The 22,893-nt window shown below is 39.0% G+C and carries 25 protein-coding genes; 9 read left to right on the forward strand and 16 right to left on the reverse strand.

The window, feature by feature from the left end; translation table 11 throughout:
* Window positions 1–46: 46 nt before the first annotated feature.
* Complete coding sequence (locus AC2S94_RS04495) at window positions 47–700, reverse strand: 2OG-Fe(II) oxygenase (protein ID WP_484630317.1); 654 nt, start codon at window positions 698–700, stop codon at window positions 47–49.
* A 100-nt stretch (window positions 701–800) separates the two neighbouring features.
* Here AC2S94_RS04495 and AC2S94_RS04500 point away from each other — a divergent pair, with 100 nt between their 5' ends.
* Both AC2S94_RS04500 and AC2S94_RS04505 read left to right on the forward strand, forming a co-directional pair.
* The gene (locus AC2S94_RS04500; protein WP_484630318.1) at window positions 801–1,253 is read left to right on the forward strand and encodes a 6-pyruvoyl trahydropterin synthase family protein; all 453 of its coding nucleotides are present in this window, start codon (window positions 801–803) and stop codon (window positions 1,251–1,253) included.
* A 196-nt stretch (window positions 1,254–1,449) separates the two neighbouring features.
* Window positions 1,450–2,208 (forward strand): UDP-2,3-diacylglucosamine diphosphatase, encoded by a 759-nt coding sequence (locus tag AC2S94_RS04505; protein ID WP_484630319.1) that lies wholly within the window; start codon window positions 1,450–1,452, stop codon window positions 2,206–2,208.
* On the opposite strand, the gene recJ is transcribed toward AC2S94_RS04505, so the two are convergent.
* From recJ to AC2S94_RS04525, 4 genes are all read right to left on the reverse strand, one after another.
* Window positions 2,205–3,899: a single-stranded-DNA-specific exonuclease RecJ gene (gene recJ / locus AC2S94_RS04510; RefSeq protein WP_484630320.1), complete on the reverse strand. Its 1,695-nt coding sequence runs from the start codon at window positions 3,897–3,899 to the stop codon at window positions 2,205–2,207. The two genes, AC2S94_RS04505 and recJ, sit on opposite strands and share 4 nt — an antisense overlap.
* 65 nt (window positions 3,900–3,964) lie before the next feature.
* Window positions 3,965–4,531 (reverse strand): uracil-DNA glycosylase family protein, encoded by a 567-nt coding sequence (locus AC2S94_RS04515; protein ID WP_484630321.1) that lies wholly within the window; start codon window positions 4,529–4,531, stop codon window positions 3,965–3,967.
* A gap of 5 nt (window positions 4,532–4,536) precedes the next feature.
* The gene (gene rsmI / locus AC2S94_RS04520; protein WP_484630322.1) at window positions 4,537–5,208 is read right to left on the reverse strand and encodes a 16S rRNA (cytidine(1402)-2'-O)-methyltransferase; all 672 of its coding nucleotides are present in this window, start codon (window positions 5,206–5,208) and stop codon (window positions 4,537–4,539) included.
* Window positions 5,209–5,221: 13 nt separating this feature from the next.
* Entirely contained in the window at window positions 5,222–5,968 is a 747-nt protein-coding gene (locus AC2S94_RS04525; protein WP_484630323.1) for a hypothetical protein, read from the reverse strand.
* Window positions 5,969–6,069: 101 nt separating this feature from the next.
* On the opposite strand from AC2S94_RS04525, the gene AC2S94_RS04530 reads away from it, so the two are divergent.
* The 6 genes from AC2S94_RS04530 to AC2S94_RS04555 all read left to right on the forward strand — a co-directional run bounded on the left by AC2S94_RS04530 (window position 6,070) and on the right by AC2S94_RS04555 (window position 12,783).
* A complete protein-coding gene (locus AC2S94_RS04530) occupies window positions 6,070–6,717 on the forward strand; it encodes a thymidine kinase (protein ID WP_484630324.1) in 648 nt (215 codons plus the stop codon).
* Window positions 6,710–7,819: an alanine racemase gene (gene alr, locus AC2S94_RS04535; protein ID WP_484630325.1), complete on the forward strand. Its 1,110-nt coding sequence runs from the start codon at window positions 6,710–6,712 to the stop codon at window positions 7,817–7,819. The genes AC2S94_RS04530 and alr overlap by 8 nt, the downstream gene beginning before the upstream one ends.
* 65 nt (window positions 7,820–7,884) lie before the next feature.
* Window positions 7,885–8,307 (forward strand): large conductance mechanosensitive channel protein MscL, encoded by a 423-nt coding sequence (mscL, locus tag AC2S94_RS04540; RefSeq protein WP_484630326.1) that lies wholly within the window; start codon window positions 7,885–7,887, stop codon window positions 8,305–8,307.
* A gap of 189 nt (window positions 8,308–8,496) precedes the next feature.
* Window positions 8,497–9,486 (forward strand): aspartate-semialdehyde dehydrogenase, encoded by a 990-nt coding sequence (locus AC2S94_RS04545; protein ID WP_484630327.1) that lies wholly within the window; start codon window positions 8,497–8,499, stop codon window positions 9,484–9,486.
* A 90-nt stretch (window positions 9,487–9,576) separates the two neighbouring features.
* Window positions 9,577–11,730, forward strand: coding sequence for a prolyl oligopeptidase family serine peptidase (locus AC2S94_RS04550; RefSeq protein ID WP_484630328.1), 2,154 nt, complete (start codon window positions 9,577–9,579; stop codon window positions 11,728–11,730).
* 84 nt (window positions 11,731–11,814) lie between these two features.
* Complete coding sequence (locus AC2S94_RS04555; RefSeq protein ID WP_484630329.1) at window positions 11,815–12,783, forward strand: ABC transporter ATP-binding protein; 969 nt, start codon at window positions 11,815–11,817, stop codon at window positions 12,781–12,783.
* Here the strand turns inward: AC2S94_RS04555 and AC2S94_RS04560 are convergent.
* The 9 genes from AC2S94_RS04560 to pdxA form a co-directional block, all read right to left on the reverse strand.
* Window positions 12,776–13,231, reverse strand: coding sequence for a transcription elongation factor (locus tag AC2S94_RS04560; RefSeq protein WP_484630330.1), 456 nt, complete (start codon window positions 13,229–13,231; stop codon window positions 12,776–12,778). The genes AC2S94_RS04555 and AC2S94_RS04560 overlap by 8 nt on opposite strands.
* Window positions 13,231–13,902 (reverse strand): monofunctional biosynthetic peptidoglycan transglycosylase, encoded by a 672-nt coding sequence (mtgA, locus tag AC2S94_RS04565; RefSeq protein WP_484630331.1) that lies wholly within the window; start codon window positions 13,900–13,902, stop codon window positions 13,231–13,233. The genes AC2S94_RS04560 and mtgA overlap by 1 nt, the downstream gene beginning before the upstream one ends.
* Window positions 13,899–15,020, reverse strand: a complete 1,122-nt coding sequence (locus AC2S94_RS04570; RefSeq protein WP_484630332.1) for an NAD(P)/FAD-dependent oxidoreductase — start codon at window positions 15,018–15,020, stop codon at window positions 13,899–13,901. The genes mtgA and AC2S94_RS04570 overlap by 4 nt, the downstream gene beginning before the upstream one ends.
* A 73-nt stretch (window positions 15,021–15,093) precedes the next feature.
* Window positions 15,094–16,443: an acetyl-CoA carboxylase biotin carboxylase subunit gene (gene accC, locus AC2S94_RS04575; RefSeq protein WP_484630333.1), complete on the reverse strand. Its 1,350-nt coding sequence runs from the start codon at window positions 16,441–16,443 to the stop codon at window positions 15,094–15,096.
* A 65-nt stretch (window positions 16,444–16,508) separates the two neighbouring features.
* Window positions 16,509–17,015: an acetyl-CoA carboxylase biotin carboxyl carrier protein gene (accB, locus tag AC2S94_RS04580; RefSeq protein ID WP_484630334.1), complete on the reverse strand. Its 507-nt coding sequence runs from the start codon at window positions 17,013–17,015 to the stop codon at window positions 16,509–16,511.
* Between the two features lie 21 nt (window positions 17,016–17,036).
* On the reverse strand, window positions 17,037–18,035 hold the full coding sequence (locus tag AC2S94_RS04585) for a beta-ketoacyl-ACP synthase III (protein ID WP_484630335.1): 999 nt from the start codon (window positions 18,033–18,035) through the stop codon (window positions 17,037–17,039).
* A gap of 179 nt (window positions 18,036–18,214) precedes the next feature.
* Complete coding sequence (rpmF, locus tag AC2S94_RS04590) at window positions 18,215–18,412, reverse strand: 50S ribosomal protein L32 (protein ID WP_026932948.1); 198 nt, start codon at window positions 18,410–18,412, stop codon at window positions 18,215–18,217.
* A gap of 13 nt (window positions 18,413–18,425) precedes the next feature.
* Complete coding sequence (locus AC2S94_RS04595) at window positions 18,426–18,959, reverse strand: YceD family protein (RefSeq protein WP_484630336.1); 534 nt, start codon at window positions 18,957–18,959, stop codon at window positions 18,426–18,428.
* Window positions 18,960–19,054: 95 nt separating this feature from the next.
* The gene (gene pdxA, locus AC2S94_RS04600; RefSeq protein WP_484630337.1) at window positions 19,055–20,101 is read right to left on the reverse strand and encodes a 4-hydroxythreonine-4-phosphate dehydrogenase PdxA; all 1,047 of its coding nucleotides are present in this window, start codon (window positions 20,099–20,101) and stop codon (window positions 19,055–19,057) included.
* Window positions 20,102–20,162: 61 nt separating this feature from the next.
* Between pdxA and AC2S94_RS04605 the strand changes: the two genes are divergently transcribed.
* Window positions 20,163–20,750 carry a riboflavin synthase gene (locus AC2S94_RS04605; RefSeq protein WP_484630338.1) on the forward strand — a complete coding sequence of 196 codons (588 nt, stop codon included), beginning with the start codon at window positions 20,163–20,165 and terminating at the stop codon, window positions 20,748–20,750.
* Here the strand turns inward: AC2S94_RS04605 and AC2S94_RS04610 are convergent.
* Window positions 20,747–21,010 carry a hypothetical protein gene (locus tag AC2S94_RS04610; RefSeq protein WP_484630339.1) on the reverse strand — a complete coding sequence of 88 codons (264 nt, stop codon included), beginning with the start codon at window positions 21,008–21,010 and terminating at the stop codon, window positions 20,747–20,749. The two genes, AC2S94_RS04605 and AC2S94_RS04610, sit on opposite strands and share 4 nt — an antisense overlap.
* A gap of 758 nt (window positions 21,011–21,768) precedes the next feature.
* Window positions 21,769–22,893, reverse strand: a complete 1,125-nt coding sequence (locus tag AC2S94_RS04615) for a formylglycine-generating enzyme family protein (protein ID WP_484630340.1) — start codon at window positions 22,891–22,893, stop codon at window positions 21,769–21,771.

Below are 22,893 nucleotides of genomic sequence, written 5' to 3' on the forward strand. Positions count from 1 at the left end.
CATTATTCTAATTGTACTATTTGTTTATAAAAGGTTCAAGAACTAATTATCTCGTTTTTAACCAGCCCGTAATACTCAATCTTGGGACTTTCACAGGTTTCACCTCGTGTTCCAGTTCCTGGCTTTCAAAAATTACTACTCTACCCGGAAATGGATAAATATCAACTTGTTTTTCCTTTCCGTCCTCATCAAAATAAATAGCTAGTTCTCCACCATTTTCCGGCTTCCAATCCTCTTTGTTCAGATAGCAAACCATGGAAAGTTTTCTTCTGCCATCATTCTGAAAAGTATCCAGGTGGCGCTTATAAAAAGTTCCTTCAGGATAAACGGCATAGTGAAATTCTTTTGTGAGAATACCCATAAAACAGGTTCTGTTCAGGTATTCTACCATAGAATTTATTTTTCTGAAATAAATTTCTTCCGCATCTCCTTTTTCTGCTTCATTGATCCAGAGAATAAAATCTCCACGAATGGAACGCGCGATTACCTCGCTCGTCTTATTTCCAATGGCCGCTTTCTTAAAATTTTCCTCTTCATATTTACTTAGAAGGTTATTTCTAAGAATTTCAACCTCTGCGGGATCAAAAAATCCGTCGACAATACTATATTTTTTTTCCAAAAGATCGTCGATGATCCTTTCATATAGCGGGTTTTCCTTAAATTCTATCTGTTCATAAAGTTCCTGATCTGTATTTTGCATCACTTGAAAAATTTCGCAAATATACTTCACAAAGTAAATTCTTAAACGTTAAAAATTGAGACACTAAAATTCAATTATCTTTGTACCAAAACATGCTGAAATGAGCAATATTAGAATCACCAAACAATTTTCTTTTGAAACCGGTCATGCACTGTATGGATACGATGGAAAATGCCGTAATGTTCATGGGCATAGCTATAAGCTTAGTGTTACTGTAATTGGTAAGCCAATCACCGATAGCGATAACTTTAAGTTCGGGATGGTGATAGATTTTGGAGATCTTAAGAAGATCGTGAAATCTGAAATTGTGGACCAGTTCGACCATGCCACGGTTTTCAATAAGAATACCCCACATGTGGAGCTAGCCAAAGAATTAAAAGATCGCGGGCATCATGTAATCCTGGTTAACTACCAGCCAACCAGCGAAAATATGGTGATAGATTTTGCTGAAAAGATCAAAAAACATCTGCCTTCTCATATCAGTCTGCACTCTCTAAAACTACAGGAAACCGAGACCTCTTTTGCCGAGTGGTATGCGAGTGATAATAATTAGGGCGCAACTCTTCTGGGTAGGGCTTTTCGCTTATGCTCCCTCGAAAATTCAGGAACTCACCGCTACTATCCCTTGCGCATTTTAATAAATCAATCTAAAGGAATTCAGCACTCATATTATTGATCCTGAAACAAGTTTAGGATGACTTTTAAACAACAATCCAGATTTCTATATCTTTACCTCCAATAAATCATTTATGAATATCCCTCAAGGTAAAAAGATCTACTTTTCAAGCGATAATCATCTCGGCGCTCCAACCATGCAGGAAAGCCGTGAAAGAGAAGCTGTTTTTGTTAAATGGCTTGACAAGATCAAGGATGACGCTGCGGCTATCTTTTTACTTGGTGATCTTTTCGACTTCTGGTTTGAATACAAACATGTGGTTCCAAAAGGATTTGTTCGAACCCTGGGGAAACTTGCCGAAATTAAAGACAGTGGTATTCCCGTTTATTTCTTTGTAGGGAACCACGACCTATGGATGAATAATTATTTTGAAGAGGAGTTGAATATTCCTGTTTACCATAAACCAAAGGAGTTTGAATTCAATAATAAAATTTTTCTAGTCGGTCATGGAGACGGCCTTGGTCCCGGAGATAAAGGTTATAAACGGATGAAGAAAGTTTTCACCAACCCGCTTTCTAAGTGGCTCTACAAATGGTTGCATCCAGATCTTGGAGTTCCACTTGCTCAATACTTTTCGGTTAAGAACAAAGCTATTTCCGGAGAAGAAGATATGGAGTTTCTGGGAGAAGATAAAGAATGGCTGATTCAATACTGCAGAAGAAAACTGGAAAGCAAACATTACGATTATTTCCTTTTCGGGCATAGACATTTACCACTGGAAATAGATCTCAATGGCAAATCAACCTATATCAATACCGGAGACTGGATTAGTCATTATACCTATGCAGAATTTGATGGAGAAAAGCTTAGCTTGAAAAAGCTTAATTCTTAAACGCTTTCCCTGATATCTTTCAGTTTCAACTGGATCTTCGTATTACCATTCCAAGTATTTTCATCAAGACTATAGACCGCGTCAAACTTTCTTCCTTGTTCGATGATCTTCAATTTAGAACCAAGATTAAAGCCAATAACACCAAATGTGGGTCCCATTTCCTCCTGCCTAACCTGACACTTTAAATGCGTTTTATCCTCGCCAACGCATTTACCAAATCCTGTATCTGTCAAACCTTTACTAATGAAAACCGGCGACATATTTCCAGGGCCGAATGGCGCGAATTGTTTCAGGATCCGGTAGAATTTTGGCGTAATATCTTTCAGCTGTATTTCAGCGTCGATACTAATTTCTGGGGTGAGTAAAGACCGATCAATAGTTTCTGAAACCACTTCTTCAAACTTCTGCTTGAAATTGAGATATTCAGATTCCAGCAATGTGAGACCGGCAGCATATTTATGTCCGCCAAATTGTTCTATGTATTCTTTACAACCTTCCAGAGCCTCGTAAACGTCGAAACCTTTCACAGATCTTGCAGAAGCAGCCAGTTTTTCTCCACTTTTTGTAAAAACTAACGTAGGCCTGTACCATGTTTCTGTCAGTCGGCTGGCAACGATCCCGATCACTCCCTTATGCCAGTTTTCATCGTAAACTACGGTAGTTAATCTTTCTTCCTCATTTTGCTGAATAATCTGCTGTTTGGCCTCTTCAGTAATTGTTTTGTCGGCACTTCTTCTATCTGTATTATACGCTTCGATCTCTTCGGCATATTGCCCTGAAATCGTTTCATCTTCTTCGGTTAATAGATTTACCGCATGTAAGCCGTGTTTCATCCTTCCCGCGGCATTAATACGTGGCGCAACTATAAAAACAACATCGGTAATACTCACATTCTTGCGATCCCCCAGCAAACTGCTGATCCCTTTTCTAGGAGCGACGTTAATTACGTGCAAACCATGATAGGCAAGTATTCTGTTTTCACCAGTTATTGGAACAATATCGGCCCCTATCGCGGTAGCAACGAGATCCAAATATGGCAGAAGAGTTTCTTCCGGCTCATTGTTTTTTCGGGTGATCGCCTGAATTAGCTTAAAACCGACTCCGCATCCGCAAAGTTCATCATAAGGATAAGTACAATCTACTCTTTTTGGATCCAGAACGGCAATTGCATCTGGAATTTCAGAGCCGGGACGGTGATGGTCACAGATCACAAAATCGATACCCTTTTTCTTTGCATATGCAACTTTTTCAATCGCCTTTATTCCACAATCCAGAGCGATGATCAAGTGGATATCGTTATCCTCTGCATAATCTATTCCCTGGTAAGATACACCATAACCTTCTTCATAACGATCTGGAATATAAGTAGTCACATTTGGATAGCGGAATTTCAAAAATGATGACATCAGCGCCACACTTGTAGTACCATCTACATCGTAATCTCCATAAACCATGATGTTTTCACCATTCGCCATAGCCTGCTCGATCCTGTCTACGGCTTTATCCATATCCTTCATCAGGAAAGGATCGTGAAGGTCTTTTAGATCTGGTCTAAAAAATTTTCTGGCTTCCTCAAAACTGGTGATCCCTCTTTGAACAAGAAGTTTCGCTACCGGAATTCCCACACCTAACCTGTCTGCGAGAGCATTAACGGTAATAGGGTCGGGTTTGGGTTTCAAGGTCCAGCGCATAGCATAAAATATATAAAGAATTGATGCCGAAATTAGCAAAAAACAAGTTACCGGAATTTAATTATTCAGCTTAATATATCCCGAATTTTAACCTGTAATTCTGGAACTACCTCTTTCTCAAACCATGGATTTTTCATTCGCCAGAACCTGTTCACGGGCGATGGATGTGGTAAGGTCCAGAACTCAGGAAGATACTCTTTATAATTCTGAACTTTCTGGGTGAGATTCCGCTGTTTTCCCAAATAATAGTCTGCCGCATAAGATCCAATAATGATCTTTAATTTCACGTTTTTCATTTGGTCCCAGACGGGATTATGCCAAAGTGGAGCGCATTCTTTTCTTGGTGGCAGGTCGCCAGTCTTAGCTTTTCCGGGATAACAGAAACCCATGGGTAGAATTGCAAAATTATCTACCTTATAAAATGTATCCTCGTCTACTCCAAGCCATTCCCTAAGCTTTTTACCACTCTGATCTTTCCAGGCAACTCCAGATTCATGAACCACTCTTCCCGGCGCCTGACTAATTAATACAATTTTGGAATTTTGATTTGCTTCAATTATAGGGTTTGCTCCTAACGGCAGATGATCTTTACAAAGTTTGCATTGTTTTATTTCCCGGATTAGATCTTTCAAAGAGATTAAGATTTTCCTTCTACCACTATCACAATCTCCCCTTTGGGAGGATTATCTGTAAAATGCTGAAAGACTTCCTGCGCAGTACCGCGAACTGTTTCTTCATGCATTTTAGTGATCTCCCTGGATACAGATACCCTTCGATTTTCTCCAAAATATTCCACAAAATTTCCAAGAGTTTTTATCAGTTTGTGAGGAGATTCATATAAAACCATCGTTCTGGTTTCTTCAGCCAGAAACTTCAGCCTGGTCTGTCTTCCTTTCTTAACCGGAAGAAAACCTTCAAAAACAAATTTATCATTTGGAAGTCCACTGTTTACCAGGGCCGGAACAAATGCGGTAGCCCCCGGAAGACAATCTACTTCTATTCCAGCTTCCACACATGCTCGTGTAAGCAGAAATCCCGGGTCGGAAATGGCCGGAGTTCCTGCATCGCTGATAAGAGCAATAGTTTCACCAGATTTGATCCTGGAGACGATACTGTCTACCGTTTTATGCTCATTATGCATATGATGACTGAACATCTGCGTCTGGATCTCGAAATGTTTTAAAAGCTTACCACTGGTCCTGGTGTCTTCAGCAAGAATAAGATCTGCTTCCTTTAAAACCCTGATGGCTCTGAAGGTAATATCTTCCAGGTTTCCAATAGGTGTTGGAACCAGAAATAGTTTTCCCATAAATCAGTTATTCCTATTTGCTGAATTTATTTTCGATATGAGCCATAAATCGCTCTTCGTAGTTTTCCTTTCCTTCCCAATGATTGTAATCTGGCTTCACCACTTTTTCTATGAATTTCGTAGCTTCTTCAAGGCTGGTGAAAGTATTTAGCTGGGAAAGAACGCGATTGTAATCGGCGGTATTTCCATCGAATAGATGTTTGATATAAGCTAGTCGTTCATTTAAACCAATATTGATCCCTTTCTTCAAACGATCGTTCAAGGATCTTGGTTTATTATTCTTTTCCACGTGATTCACCGGTTCAAAATCCGGTAAATTATCATAGTCTACTCCAATATTTCTGAAATCTCTTTTTTCCTGCTCTGGCTGAGCAGGTTTTGGTTTTTCAGGAGCAGCATTGATGCTGTTCATCATATGATCCACCTTTTCTGTTTCCGGCGGCATTTGTGCTACAATGTCCTTTATTTTCTCAGTATTTGGCTCTGTAATGGCCTCATAATCTTCATTATATTCGGTTCCATCAGGATAAAATTCATCATAAGATGGTGGTTGCGGCGCCTTAGGTAGAGGTTCTTCTACCTGAACAGGTTTTGAAGGTTTATCCTCTGTGTTGAGATGTTTTTCAGTGAAAGCTAATACAGTAAGTTTTTCATAAAGATCCTTCGTCATTTCCTTTAATTGTTCTGCATCCAGTTTACCTTTTTCATTGATAATCTTTTCAGCAATTCGAACAAGATCTGCTTCGATTTTCTTTTTCATAACTTTAATGATTCACCCTTAGACAGGGTTGTATTTTTAATAAATTTGTTCCACCTTTATGCGAAAGAGGTATTTCCCCGTTTCGATTTGAAAAATACAAAATGTTTCTCGAAAATACAGTAAATCACGAAGAGCAATTTGGCTGGATTGAAGTTATTTGCGGCTCTATGTTTTCAGGAAAAACAGAAGAGTTGATACGCAGACTGAAGCGAGCAAAATTTGCAAAACAGAATGTAGAGATCTTCAAACCTGCTATAGACACCCGCTATGATGAAGAAATGGTGGTGTCTCACGATTCCAATGAAATTAGATCTACTCCGGTTCCTTCAGCCTCGAATATTCGTATTCTGGCAGATGGATGTGATGTTGTGGGAATTGATGAAGCGCAGTTTTTTGATGATGAGATCGTGACTGTTTGTAATGACCTTGCCAATCAAGGGGTTCGAGTGATAGTTGCAGGACTTGACATGGATTTCAAGGGAAATCCTTTTGGTCCCATGCCTAACCTTATGGCGACCGCAGAATATGTTACCAAAGTTCATGCGGTATGTACCAGAACCGGTAACCTGGCGCAGTTCAGCTATCGTAAAGCGATAAATGACGACCTTGTATTTCTTGGTGAAAATGAGGAATATGAACCATTAAGCCGTGGAGCTTATTACAAAGCAATGCTTCGTGAGAGGGTTAAGAAACTGGATGTGAAAGATGCCGAAGAGTTGAATCAAAAACCCAAAGAAGAAAATGCCTGAAGCCAAAGAAACCGTTCTGGAGATCAATCTGGGAAACCTGGCGCATAATTATCGATTTTTAAGGTCTAAGATAGACAAGGATGTGAAGTTCATGTCGGTCGTAAAAGCTCATGCTTACGGAAGTGATTCTGTAGCCATTGCTCAAAAACTGGAAGAACTTGGAACCGATTATTTTGCCGTGGCCTATGTTGAAGAAGGGATCCGGTTGAGAGAAAATGGTATTACGAAACCCATTCTTGTTCTTCATCCACAATTCACTCACTTTGAAGAGATCATCGAGAATTGTCTGGAACCAAATCTCTATAGTGAAAAGATTTTAAGGTCTTTTATTTCGACCGCAGAAAAGCTTAATCAGAAAAATTATCCTGTTCATATTAAATTGAACACGGGTTTGAATAGGTTAGGTTTTGATCAGCCGGAAATTGAAATAGTAAAAGAACTTATTTCAAATACTCCCACACTAAAGATCGCTTCAGTCTTTTCTCATCTTGCTGCAAGCGAAGACTGGCAGGAAAGAGATTTTACGGTTGGCCAGATAGATCTCTTCAGAAAAATGAGTTGGGAGATCATTAAAGATCTTGATCATGAACCGCTTTTGCATATTTGCAATACTTCCGGGGTAATAAATTATCCAAAAGCTGCCTTTAGCATGGTGAGAACAGGAATCGGACTTTATGGTTACGGCAACGATGAAACGGTAGACCCATATTTAAAACCTGTGAGCAAATTAAAAACCATTATTTCCCAAATCAGAAAACTTGATAAGGGCGCTACGGTAGGCTATAACAGAGTTTTTAAAGTTGAAAAACCTTCAAAAATTGCAACGCTACCAGTTGGCCATGCAGACGGGATTAACCGGATTTACGGAAAACAGAAAGCCGGAGTTTACGTAAATGGCAAATATGCTCCTATCGTGGGGAACGTATGCATGGATATAATTATGATAGATGTCACCGGGATAGCTTGTGAGGAAGGGGACGAAGTAATCGTTTTCGGCGGACCTCAGCATCCGGTAAAATTTGCTGAAGCTGGAGGCACGATTTCCTATGAACTGATCACCGGAATTCAACGCCGGGTAACCAGAAAGATCATTCCGGAATAACATTAAATTATTTCCATTAGAAATTTTTCTATAAATTAGGCTCAACTAACTACTAATACTTAAGTATGAGCTTTTATTCAGATTTTAAAGCATTCCTTTTAAAAAAGGATATTGTTGCCCTGGCCACTGCGGTTATCATTGGAGCTGCTTTCAATAAAGTAATTTCTTCTGTTGTTGCAGATGTTTTTATGCCGATAATAGGTTTGTTGACCGGAGGAGTAGATTTCACCCAGAAATTCATATCGCTGGATGGTGAAAGTTATGCCAGTCTTGAAGCGGCTCAGGAAGCAAATGCCGCGGTAATTACCTACGGAAATCTGATCCAGGCTATCATTTACTTTATTTTGGTAGGTCTGTTCATATTTCTATTTTTAAGAGCCTACGAAAAGACAAAGAAAAAAGAAGAGGCAGCAGCTCCGGCAGGTCCAACCAAAGAAGAGATTTTGCTTACTGAAATTAGAGACGAATTAAGAAAACAGAACCCATAAAGAAGTACGCTTACCGCTACACTACTTATTTTAACTATAAACCCCCGGAACAACCGGGGGTCTTTTTTTAACAAAATCGGGAAATGCGTACAAATTTTTAAAACCAGAACAATTTTTTGGTTTTAAATCCATTAGGTTTATATGCAACTAATACCTTTGCATTCAAAATTTTAAAAAATAGCCATTAATATGAAAGTAGCTGTTGTTGGAGCCACCGGAATGGTAGGAGGCGTAATGCTAAAAGTCCTGGAAGAAAGAAATTTTCCACTTACAGAATTAATTCCTGTAGCCTCTGAAAGATCTGTGGGTAAAAAAGTGAAATTCGGAGAGAAGGAATTTGAAGTGGTAGGATTGGAAGAAGCGGTGAGTATAAAACCGGAAATCGCCATTTTTTCTGCAGGTGGAGACACTTCCCTGGAATGGGCGCCAAAATTTTCCGCGGCGGGTACTACGGTGATCGATAATTCTTCTGCCTGGAGAATGAACCCGGAAAATAAGCTGGTGATTCCTGAGATCAATGCTGGCTTACTTACAAAAGCAGATAAGATCATCGCGAATCCTAACTGTTCAACTATACAGCTTTTAATGGCTTTAAAACCACTTCATGATAAATATAATATCAAGCGAGTGGTTGTTTCAACATACCAGTCTATCACAGGAACCGGAGTGAAAGCAGTACAACAGCTGGAAAATGAATATTCCGGAGAAAAAGGGGAGATGGCGTATCCATATCCAATTCATAAAAACGCATTGCCGCATTGTGATGTTTTCCAGGATAATGGTTACACGAAAGAGGAAATGAAACTAAGCAATGAAACTAAAAAGATCCTTGGAGACGATTCTGTAAAAGTGACCGCTACCGCGATAAGAATCCCAGTGGTTGGAGGACATTCAGAATCTGTGAATATTGAATTCAGCCAGGATTTTGATGAGGCAGAAGTCAGAAAACTGCTAAGCGAATTCCCTGGCGTTACGGTACAGGATAATCCTGCCGTGAATACCTACCCAATGCCTATCTATGCTGAAGGTAAGGATGATGTTTTCGTAGGAAGAATTAGGAGAGATTATTCTCAACCAAATACGTTAAATATGTGGATCGTTGCAGATAACTTGAGAAAAGGTGCGGCTACCAATGCTGTTCAGATCGCTGAATATTTGCTAGAAAACGACCTGGTTTAATCCAAAAGAATTAAAGTTTATTTAAAAGCCTGCATCTATTCAGATTCAGGCTTTTTTATTCTTATTTTTAGGCAACCAATGTAGAAAACGATGAAAAAATTTTATCCATGTGTGCTTACTGTTAGCTTATTCTTCAGCGCAGTGAATGCACAGAGTCAAAACCAGAACAAATTGAATTATCCTGAAACTAAAAAAGTAGATACGGTCACCGATTATTTCGGAACAAAAGTAAAAGACCCTTATCGCTGGCTGGAAGATGACCGAAGTGAAGAAACTGAAAACTGGGTCAAGGCCGAAAATAAAGTAACTTTTAATTACTTAGAAAATATCCCTTACCGCGATAAGTTGAAAAAGCGACTCACCAAACTTTGGGATTATGAAAAATTAAGCGCGCCTTTTACCGAAGGAGATTATATCTATTTTTTCAAAAATGACGGTCTACAGAACCAGAGCGTGATGTACCGCAAAAAAGGTGAAAACGGAGAGTCAGAGATTTTCCTGGATCCCAATAAATTTAGTGAAGATGGAACCACTTCGCTAGGTGGAATGAGCTTTTCAAAAGACGGAAAAACTTTTGCGTATGCGATTTCTGAAGGTGGAAGCGACTGGAGAAAGATCATTGTAATGGATGCTGAGAATATGGAAATTCTAGGTGATACTATCAAGGACGTGAAATTCAGCGGAATGTCGTGGAAAGGAAATGACGGATTCTTCTACTCCAGCTATGATAAACCGGATGGCAGCGAGCTTTCTGCCAAAACAGACCAGCACAAACTTTATTATCATAAACTTGGAACTCCACAGTCTGAAGACAAAGTGATCTTTGGTGGTACTGAAGATCAGAAACACCGATACGTTGGTGGTGGAGTTACTGAGGACGATCGTTACCTTACCATTTCTGCAAGAAATTCAACTTCCGGTGGAAAATTGTTCCTTATGGATCTCACCGAAGAAAATCCGGAATTGGTAACGATTCTGGATAATGAGAATACAGATTCTTACGTGATCAAGAATGATGACAGTAAATTATATATCGTTACCAATCTTGATGCACCAAATAAAAGAATAGTAAGCGTAGATGCTGCAGATCCATCGCCGGAAAACTGGGAAGATTTTATTCCGGAAACTGAAAATGTTTTGAGCCCATCAACAGGTGGAGGATATTTCTTCGCTGAGTATATGGTGGATGCAATTTCACAGGTAAAGCAATATGATTCTGAAGGAAAACTTGTTCGCGAGGTTGAACTTCCAGGTATTGGTTCTGCTGGAGGTTTTGGAGCCAAGGAAGAGGAAGAAGTACTTTATTACTCGTTTACCAACTATGTAACTCCGGGAACTATTTACAAATACGATATCGAAAAGGGAACTTCTGAAGTTTACAATAAGCCGAATATCGATTTCGATCCTGAAAATTATGAGAGCAAACAGGTGTTTTACGATTCCAAGGATGGAACTAAAGTACCAATGATCATTACTTATAAAAAGGGAACTGAATTAAACGGTAAAAATCCAACTATTCTTTATGGCTATGGTGGATTCAACATCAGTCTAACACCTGGCTTTAGCACTGCGATGAGTGTTTGGCTTGAACAAGGCGGGGTGTATGCCGTACCAAACCTTCGTGGAGGTGGTGAATACGGTAAAAAATGGCATGATGCCGGAACCAAGTTAAAGAAACAGAACGTTTTTGATGATTTTATCGCTGCTGCTGAATATCTCATCGATAACGATTATACTTCCAGTGACTACCTTGCGATTAGAGGTGGTTCTAATGGTGGATTACTTGTTGGAGCTACGATGACCCAACGTCCAAAACTTATGCAGGTATCTTTACCGGCCGTAGGTGTTATGGACATGTTGAGATATCATACTTTCACTGCCGGAGCAGGATGGGCTTATGATTATGGTACTTCTGAAGACAGTAAGGAAATGTTTGAATATCTGTATGGATACTCTCCAGTCCATAATGTAAAAGAAGGTGTGGAATATCCTGCAACCCTTGTAACTACAGGTGATCACGATGATCGCGTGGTGCCTGCTCACTCTTTTAAATTTGCGGCAGAATTACAGGATAAACAAGCTGGAGACGATCCGGTTCTTATTAGGATTGAAACAAAAGCGGGACATGGTGCCGGAAAACCTACCAGTATGATCATTGAAGAATATGCTGATATCTTTGGATTCACGCTATATAATATGGGTTTCAAAACCTTACCGAATGAACTGACCAAAATTAAAGGATAGTCTTATTCAAATACCAAAAACTAAAAGCGCGGATTATGTTCCGCGCTTTTTTTATTTTAACTTTCGAATATCTATTTGATCTCTATGCTAAAACTCCAGAATGTAAGCTTCGCCTACGATAAAGAACCAATTCTAAAAAATATAAATTTCAGCCTGGAAAAGGGGCAGAATATCTCAATTATTGGGCAGAGTGGATGTGGAAAAAGCACGCTTTTAAAACTTATCTACGGTTTGTTGCATACCGATGGTAAGATCTTTTGGAATGATAAAGAACTGTTGGGACCAAATTACAATCTGGTACCGGGGGAACCTTTCATAAAATATCTTGCACAGGATTTTGATCTCATGCTTCCGTTGACCGCTGCTGAAAATGTTGGAAAACACCTGAGTAATTTCTATCCTATAAAAAAGAAAAGAAGAATCAAGGAATTGCTGGAAGTAGTAGAGATGGAAGATCTTGCAGATAAAAAAGCGAAACTGTTGAGCGGTGGTCAGCAACAGCGAATTGCTCTAGCAAGAGCACTGGCCAAAGAACCCGAAATTTTGCTTTTGGATGAACCATTTAGTCATATAGATCACTTTCGTAAAAACAACCTCAGAAGGCGATTATTTTCCTATTTGAAAGAGAAAGAAATAACCTGTATGATCGCTACGCATGATAGCACTGACGCACTATCTTTTGCCGACCGGACTTTTGTGCTGAAAAATGCAAAAATTTATGCCGATGGTACCCCGGAAGAATTATACACAAACCCACCAAATAAATATGTAGCTTCACTTTTTGGTGATGTAAACCATATTATGCTAAAGAATATCATGGAGGGTAAAAATGGTCGAAAAAGAGCAGTATTATATCCTCACGAAATAAAGATCGTTTCGAAATCTAAGATACAGGCGGAAGTACTGAATACTTATTTCCAGGGAGAAAGCTTTCTGATTGAAGCCGATCTTAACGGAGAAAAGATATTAGTAGATCATTCTAAGGAATTGGAAAAAGGTAAAAAGATCTACCTGAAGATTACTGAAGAATTAGTTCAGGATCGAATTAAATAACCTCCAGAATTTCAATTTCCTTACCGTTCAGGTTAAAAAAATCACCTTTAGTTTTTCCAAACAATTTTTGAGCGACCGGAGCTTTGATACCAATGGCATAGAATACTTGATCTTCCACCCTAATCTCTCCAGCAGGAATTGAAATAAAATAATTCGCAGACTTTGTGATCACTATACTTCCAAGCACTATTTTTTCTGTGGATTTCTGATCTTCTATTCTCTGCAGAATCATGCGTAGCTGGTCGTATTGATGATGTTGAACGCTCAACTTATTCCACTCAATGTTGATCATTTCTCTACTCGTCTCATACTTGTCACCCGCACTGCTTTTAGATTCATTTTCCAGATCTTCCTTAAGACCGTTCATCGCATTTCGTACCACAAGAATTTTAGTATCCAGGTAATCATAGCAAGCCTGAATCAGCTTTTCTTTTGAAACATTTTTCATTAATCAAGAATGAATTTTCCGTAATTCTGCATTTGTCGCACGATCCAATTTTTCCTCCCTTGGATAAAATCTGATGCCGGATTGGCCCTGTATTCTCTAGGATTTGGCAGCACCGCCGCTATTGCAGCCGCTTCATAAGATGATAGGTCTTTTGCATCCTTTTTGAACCAATGTTGTGAGGCAGCCTGAGCGCCATAAACTCCCTTCCCCATTTCTATGCTATTCAGATATACCTCCAGAATTCGCTCTTTAGTCCAGATGATCTCGATCAAAAAAGTAAAATAAGCTTCCATTCCTTTTCGAAACCAGGTTCTGCCTGGCCAGAGAAAGACGTTTTTGGCAGTTTGCTGAGAGATCGTGGAGGCACCCCGAATTTTTCTTCCGGATCTGTTATCTGCCATCGCTTTTTCAATAGCTTCAAAATCGAATCCGCTATGTTTTGTAAAGTTTTGATCTTCGCTTGATATCACGGCAAGCTGTAAATGACTGGAAATATTTTCCATAGGAACCCAGTCATGCTGTATCGATTCCTCGGGGTTTTCAAAATATCTTATGGCCATCAATGGTGTGAATGGCACCGGAACCCATTTATAAACTACGACGATGAAAATACTGAATAGAAAAAGCCCCAGTAGAAGCTTGAATATAAATCTGAATAACTTTTTTATCATGGTTTTAAGACTAGTTCTGCAATTTCTTTTCCTACCAGGCTACCAATTGCGATTCCCATACCGCCTAGTCGAACTCCGCAGTATATATTTTTCTCAATTTCTTTTATCACAGGTTTCTTTTGCTCCCCAACCCCCATGATTCCGCTCCATGCCTGCTCTATTTCATATTCGGTATCAGGCAGCACACAGGTTTTTAAAAGTTCTTTTAAATTATCCTGAATTAAGGAAGTTAAACCTGTTGCTGAAGTTTCTTCAGCCTTGAAATCAAGATTTCTGCCACCTCCAAATAAAACTCTATTCCCAATATTACGGAAATAATAGTAGCCTTTGTCTAAATGAAAGGTTCCTTTGAATGGAATGTTTTCAATTGGTTTGGTAATTAAAACCTGAGCACGGGCGGGTTTGACTTCTTCAATCCCCAATTTGGAAGCAAAACCATTTGTCGCGATGATCAGCTTTTTTGTACCGATCTCAAAATTCTCTGTAATGACTGAAACCTGTTCAGGATTAGATTTGAATCCAGTCACTGAAACACCATTGAGAATCCTGATATTATTTTCAGCCACTTTTTTCACCAGGGCAGACATCATTTTACCGGTATCTAACTGGCCTTCATATTTATTAAAGATCAATTTTGGCTGAATTTTTCTAAAGCCAAAATTATTCTCTGCAATCTCGAATACTTCAGAATGGAAAACAGGCTTTAGAAGATCATTTACTTCCGGTATTCTTTTCAGGCATTCTTCATATAGATCTTTATCCGCTTCAGTGAATAGTTCATATCCTCCCAGATTCTGAAAATCTACATTATCATCACCTAAATTCTTCCGAAGCAATTCCAGGCCCTTTTTTCGCTTTTTACACAATTGCATTACTTCTTGCCTCGAATGGGTCTTAAGGTCGTCCAGGATCTCTGAAATACTCCCAAAACAGGCAAAACCAGCATTCTTGGTACTCGCTCCTTCCGGCAACATGCCTTTTTCTAAAATCAGGATCTTGGCATCCGGCAAAGTATCACGTAATGTTAAAGCACAATTTAGACCGGTGATCCCGCTTCCAACAATGCAATAATCGATATTCGAGAACCACGAATCAGTTTCCCAGAAAGAGAAATTCATAAATTGGTTTTAGTAATGCTGAAATTACAAAATATTAGATATAAAAAAACCCCGGAAAAACCGGGGCTCATTTTTATTCTTCCAGAGGTTTCATTTTAAAATCCTCCATGAATTTTGTCGTATAATTTCCTTCCACATAATCTGGATGATCCATCAATTGGCGATGGAAAGGAATCGTGGTCTTAATACCTTCAATTACAAACTCATCCAGTGCACGCTTCATCTTATTAATCGCTTCTTCCCTCGTTTGAGCAGTAGTGATCAATTTTGCTATCATGGAATCATAGTTTGGCGGAATGATATATCCGCTGTAAACATGAGTATCAATTCTTACTCCGTGTCCACCCGGCGCGTGAAGATTCGTAATCTTTCCTGGCGATGGCCTGAAACCATGATAAGGATCTTCCGCATTAATTCTACACTCGATAGAATGCAATTGTGGAAAATAATTTTTTCCTGAAATTGGCACTCCGGAAGCTACTAGAATTTGCTCACGAATCAGATCGTAATCAATTACCTGTTCTGTAATTGGGTGCTCTACCTGGATACGTGTATTCATCTCCATGAAGTAGAAATTTCTGTGTTTGTCTACAAGAAATTCAACCGTTCCGGCTCCTTCATATTTAATGAATTCAGCAGCTTTTACGGCAGCTTCACCCATTTTCTTACGCAGGGTATCGGTCATGAAAGGAGAAGGAGTTTCTTCTGTTAATTTCTGGTGACGACGCTGAACAGAACAATCTCTTTCAGAAAGGTGACAGGCTTTACCGCTAATGTCTCCCACGATCTGGATCTCGATATGGCGTGGCTCTTCAATAAGCTTCTCCATATACATCCCGTCATTCCCAAAAGAAGCATCTGCCTCTTTTCTGGCAGATTCCCACGCTGGTTCAAGATCTTCCTCTTTCCACACAGCACGCATACCTTTACCACCACCACCGGCAGTAGCTTTCAGCATTACAGGAAATCCTATTTCCTTAGCCAGTTTGAGACATTCATCGTAATCTTTTAAAATCCCTTCAGATCCTGGAACACATGGAACTCCTGCAGCACGCATTGTTGCTTTTGCAGTCGCCTTATCTCCCATCTTGGCGATCATTTCTGGAGATGCACCGATAAATTTAATCTCGTGCTCTTCACAGATCTTTGAAAATTTCGCGTTTTCAGAAAGGAATCCGTATCCCGGATGTATCGCATCTGCATTAGTTATTTCTGCAGCCGCGATTATATTTGATATTTTAAGGTAAGAAAGGTTACTCGGTGCCGGTCCAATGCAAACTGCTTCATCAGCAAATCTTACATGTAAACTTTCAGCATCGGCAGTAGAGTATACTGCAACCGTTTTAATACCCATTTCTTTACAGGTGCGAATCACGCGAAGTGCGATCTCACCTCTGTTGGCAATTAATATTTTTTTGAACATACCTAGTTGCTTTTAAAGTTCTGAAGCCCTTGAAAGGGCTTGCAGTTGTTAAAACGGGCAGTAAATTATGACGGATCTACTAAGAATAATGGCTGATCAAATTCAACCGGAGAAGAATCATCTACCAATACTTTTACGATCTTTCCTGAGACTTCACTTTCAATCTCGTTGAAAAGTTTCATCGCTTCGATGATACAAAGAACATCTCCTTCTTTAACCGTATCTCCAACCTCAGCAAAAGTAGGCTTGTCTGGAGAAGGTTTTCTATAGAATGTACCAATAATTGGTGACTTCACGGTGATGTATTTTGAATCGTCATCTGCAGCGGGCTTAGATTCCTCTTTCTGAGGTGCGCTTTCTTGTGGAGCAGGAGCTTGCTGCTGTTGAGGTTGTTGAGCCGGCATTTGTGGCATCTGCTGCCCTCCCACCGGAACCTGCTGTACTATGGTAGTTTCCTTTTCGTCTGAACCTGTTCTAATAGTAATTTTTACATCTCCTGTTTCCAGTTTTACCTCACTTGCGCCAGATTTGGCTACAAATTTTATCAGATTCTGAATTTCCTTTAAATCCATAATAATTGGTGTTAGTTTTTTTTATGAGTTATAAGCCCATTTCAGGTAAGCAGCTCCCCATGTGAAGCCACCTCCGAATGAGGCAAATATTAAGTTATCTCCTTTTTTAAATTGCTTTTCGTAGTCGCTAAGTAAAAGTGGTAATGTGGCGGAAGTAGTATTTCCATATCTCTCGATATTCATCAGCACTTTATGCTCATCGTTAAGGTTCATTCTATTTGCAGTTGCATCAATGATACGCTTGTTAGCCTGATGTGCTACCAGCCAGTTCACATCTTCGTTAGTGAGTTCATTTCTTTCCATGATCTGAGCACTAACTCCGGCCATATTTGAAACGGCAAATTTGAAGACAGTTTTCCCATCCTGCTTCACAAAATGTAATTTTTCGGCAACCGTTTTTTCCGTAGGAGGCATTAAAGATCCCCCGGCTTCAATTCTTAATGAGTTTCTACCAATAGAATCACTTCTAAGAATTTCATCCTGAAGTCCCAGGCCTTCATCGTTAGGCTCCATAAGAACAGCTCCCGCACCATCTCCAAAAATGATACAGGTAGTACGATCTGTATAGTCTATGATAGAAGACATTTTATCAGCGCCAATTACAAGCACTTTTTTATATCTACCAGATTCAATATAAGCGGCACCAGTAGACATCGCATATAAAAAACTAGAACAAGCTGCCTGCAGATCATAAGAAAAAGCGTTGATCGCTCCAATTTCTGATGCCACATGAACTCCTGTCGCCGCAACGGGCATATCTGGAGTGGCAGTCGCCATAATAATAAGATCTATTTCTTTCGGGTCCAGGTCGGTTTTTTGAAGAATTTCCTTTGCTGCCTGGATTGCTAAATATGAAGTTCCCTTGTTCGGGTCTTTAAGAATGCGCCTCTCTTTAATTCCTGTTCTGCTGGTGATCCACTCATCGGTCGTTTCCACCATTTTTTCCAACATTTCATTGGTCAAAACATCTTCAGGCACATAGCCACCTACAGCGGTTATAGCTGCTGTGATTTTATTCATAAAATTGGATTTAATTCACCCTTCACCGGTCTATAAACAATATCTTCATTCATAGAAAATTACTAAAATTAATTATAACCGGCGTGCAAATTAAGGTCTTTTTAGGACTTAATCAACTAAAAACAAAAAACTCCCACGATGTGAGAGTTTCTGTATTTTTTGAAGCTCTGAGTCCTAGATTAAGCCTCTACTTCTTCAGTATTGTCGATTAATACCTGACCACGGTAGTAAAGTTTACCTTCGTGCCAGTGAGCTCTGTGATACAAGTGTGCTTCACCTGTTACAGAATCTACAGCAACTTTTGGAGCTGAAGCTTTATAATGTGTTCTTCTCTTATCTCTTCTGGTTTTCGAGATTTTTCTCTTTGGATGTGCCATGGCTTCCTGTTAATTATTCGTTTAGTAAATTTTTTAATTTGTCCCAGCGAGGATCTATATCGTCCTCATTTTTCTTTTTCTGATTTTTCAAACTAAGCTCTTCTAGCTTATCAAGTACGTCAGATTTTAATGTTCCGTCTTCAACGCCCGGATGAATTCTTTTTTGCGGTACAGAAAGCACCACTAATTCATACACATATTGCTGAATATTCACTTCATATTCACCGTGAGGTATTATAAGCAAATCTTCATCATCATTATTGAATTCATCTCCAAATTTGATCACCAGAAACAATTGATTGTCTATTGGCTGATCATAGGGTTCATTAGTAAGATCGCAGTTTACATTCACTGTTCCTGTCGCTCTGAAAGTAAGCTCCATCATGGTGCTTTTCTTTTCGAACAACAGATCGATCTTAACATCTGAACTGTTGAATTCCTCGTACTCAAAATGTTCAAAGAACCTGTTATCTAACTCATACTCAAACTGGTGCTTTCCAAGTTTTAATCCCTTGAAAGGAATTGTAAACTCTGCTAAATTCCTCATCTCTCCTCAGTTTTGAGTGCCCTAAGTTTCCGTTAAGGCGGGTGCAAAGATATAAAAATTAATCAATTATGTAGTTTTTATAAACAAATTTTTGTTTATATCTTCTTACCTTGTTTTTTCAACGGATTCTCCGTCAAAACCTTGTATTCTTCTCTTGCTTTAAATATTTCTATCCCTTTAAAAACAGCTTCTTTAAAGGAATTTATATTTGCCTCATTCTTACCTGCGATTTCAAATGCCGTACCATGATCTGGTGATGTTCTTACCTTATTTAAACCAGCAGTAAAGTTAACTCCCCTTCCAAAGGATAGGGTTTTAAAAGGTATCAATCCCTGGTCATGATATGAGGCTACAACTGCATCGAAATTTTTATAATTTTTCGAACCAAAGAAACTATCTGCGGAATAAGGCCCAAAGACCAGATCTCCTTTATCCCTGATTTTCTTGATCGTTGGTTTTAGCGTCTCCTCGTCTTCTTTCCCAATTACACCGTTATCTCCGCTATGCGGATTAATTCCTAAAACCGCAATTCTAGGTTTCTGAACCCTGAAGTCCTTTCTTAAGGTATCCTGGATCGTTTTGATCTTTTTTTCGATAAGCTCTGGAGTAATTACTGAAGAAATGTCTTTTAAGGCCACATGATCTGTAAGCAAGCCAATCTTCAGATTATCTGTGATCATAAACATCAGGCTTTCTCCTCCAAGCTCCTTAGCCAGGTAATCTGTATGCCCCGGAAAATTGAATTTATCAGACTGTATGGTCGCTTTATTAATTGGAGCCGTCACCAGGACATCTATTTCATCTTTCTTAAGAGCTTTGGTGGCCGCCTCCAAAGACCTGAAAGCATAGTCACCAATCTTCAAATCTTCTTCCCCAAAATTGATGTTCACATTTTCTTTCCAAACATTTATCACGTTCACTTTTCCGTCTATAGCATTTGTTGGATGATCTATCCCCTGAAAATGCATGGATAACCTGTAATGTTTCTTTAAAAAATTGAGAATCTTGGAAGATGCAAAGATAATCGGGGTGCAAAAATCCAGCATTCTGGAATCGTCAAAGGTTTTAAGCACAATTTCACTTCCAATTCCATTCAAATCTCCAATGCTAATTCCTAATTTGATCATTTCGCCTTGTTTCATAAACTTTCCCGATATAATATTTTAATTTTACACACAAATGTAACCATTATTATAGAAAACAATGTTCACAGGGATAGTTGAAGAAATAGGCGAAATTACAGGGATTAAAAAAAACGGATCGAATCTGGATCTTCAGGTTCTTGCGAAAATGACGCCAGAGCTAAAGATAGACCAAAGTGTTTCTCATAATGGTGTTTGTCTTACCGTAGTTTCAATTCAGGACAAATCTTATACCGTTACTGCGGTTAAGGAAACCCTTGACAAAACCAATATTGGAAAACTTGAGCAAGGTTCCCCGGTTAATCTTGAAAGAGGGATGAGGCTTGGTGACAGGCTAGACGGCCATATAGTTCAGGGACATGTAGATCAAACCGCTACTTGCATCGCAAAAATTGAAAAGGATGGAAGCTGGGAATTCACATTTGATTACGATCCTGCGGCTGGAAACCTGACTATTGAAAAAGGTTCTATCACAGTGAACGGTGTAAGTCTTACCGTGGTCAATTCAAAGAAGAATGAATTTAGTGTAGCTATAATTCCATACACTTACGAGCATACAAGTTTTAAGTTCTTAAAAAAGGGTGATTTGGTGAACCTTGAATTTGATGTAATTGGAAAGTATGTTAAGAGGATAAGCGAATTCTCCTAAGCAGTCTCAAAATTGCGAAGTTTATAGCAACCGTACATTATTCCTACAGCCATCAAAATATAGACATAGTCATCAATAGGAAGGCAAAGCCCTACTGGAACAGATGGACCTCCTCCGTTTCCGTTACCATTCCCCGGGTCACAAGGCGGACCTTTATGACGCTTTTCGGTTGGAGCAGGCGGTTCTTTCTGAGCATAGGCGGTTCCTGCCACTCCAATAAATAGCGCCAGAATAAGGAATATGCATTTAATCTGCCCCATTGATGTTAGGTAATTTTTTTCGGCATATGCCTGAAATTTCAATTTTCTAATAACAATTTCTCGCCTAAGGTAAGAATTTTCCATCATCGATTTGCCTTTGGCAAAACCAAAGCAAATTTTCACGTCCAATCCATTACCTATAAATACGGAATTTTAGAATATTTAGTTTTAGTAAATGATTATAAATCAAATACTTTTTTTGTATTATTATCACTTATCTCACTAATAACCAACATCTTCCTAATCTTCAAATGTAAATAATAAGTGAATTCAATTCAAGGTTTATTCACTAATTTTCCTACGATGATTGCATTTCAAAACTAATTCCCGTTTCAATATTCAGAAATGAGAACTATTGCTCTCCTAGCTTTTAATTAGATTACAAGTATATTCACTGAAATAGCTAGCAGCAAATTAAAAACTGAAACTTTCCCAATAGCACGAAAGCAGTTTCAAAAGGCTTGGTGAAATCTATTATTCTGACTCGTGAATAAGTTCTGATGGAGTTAAAAAAACAAGTTAAAGGAGGGTAAAACTTTTTCAGAAAGAACCGCAGGTTTATTTAAAAAATTTGAAACTCGCCTAATGCCGACAAATTTGTGTTTGTCAACTCAGTGATTGCAAATTCCTGACCTAATAGAAATCAGATCATATGGCTATAAATTATAACATCCTTAGCCTTCTATAAAACATCCATTATCTGGATCATCATATCAAAGGTTTCTAATGTTTATATTTTCAATTGAAAAACCCTAAAGCTATTTTTGAATTCTTAGAACTGTTCTAAATCCTAGATGATCTGATCCTGAATCCATTGTGGAACCCATTCTTGCGGAAATTCTATAACTGGAACAATAGGATTTATTACATAAAAAAGAGCCGCCTTTGATGACCTTTTCTTTCTGATACGGACTATCGGGATTATTATATACAGTAGATCCCTTTGGATTCAAAAGTTCACCTTGTTGTAAAGCGGTATTATAATAATTGATGTCAAAATTGTCTTTGGTAAATTCCCATACGTTACCGGCCATATCATAAATTCCAAGACTGTTCGCTGGAAAAGATCTTACTTGTGATGCATATTTATAACCGTCTTCTGGAATATTCTTCACTGGAAATTGTCCCTGCCAGGTATTCGCTTCTTTGTTTAATTTGCTTTCATCATCTCCCCAGGTATAAATACCTCCATTTAATTTTCCATGTGCTGCTGCTTCCCATTCAGCCTCCGTAGGTAGATCTCGATTAGCCCAATTCGCATAGGCCAGCGCATCTTCATAAGCTACGTGAACTACCGGGAAATCATCTTTACCCTCTATAGAGCTCTCAGGACCTTGAGGATGTTTCCAATTTGCTCCTCGTTTCCACTCCCACCATTGGCTGTAATCGTTCAGGTTATTGACATTTTCCAGCTCTTTTCTGAAGATCAAAGAACCAGGCTGTAAAATGGTATCATGTGGTTTCGGAGTTCCCGGGGGCAGTTGTTTTTTCATTTCCTCCCAGTCAATAGGTCTCTCAGCTACTGTTTTATATCCAGTTTCCTCCACAAATTTTTTGAATTCTGCATTTGTGACTTCCGTTTCATCAATGAAAAAGCCATCTACAGCTACAGGATGTGCCGGCTTTTCACGAGGTAAAGCGTAAGGATCGTTATCCTGCGCCCCCATGGTGAATTTCACTCCCGAAACCCAAACCATTCCTTCCGGAGCTTCAATACTATCAGGCTGCTGTTGTAGTAGATCTTCAACGTCAACAGTTTTATTTGTTGAAGAATTTGTTTCGACTTTTTCAGTAGTTACCTTTTTTGCTTCCTTATTGTCGTTTTTACAGCCACTGGAAACCAGCACAATGGAACAAAATAATATGAGTGATATTTTTTTCAT

The sequence above is a fragment of the Christiangramia pacifica genome, assembly GCF_057221535.1.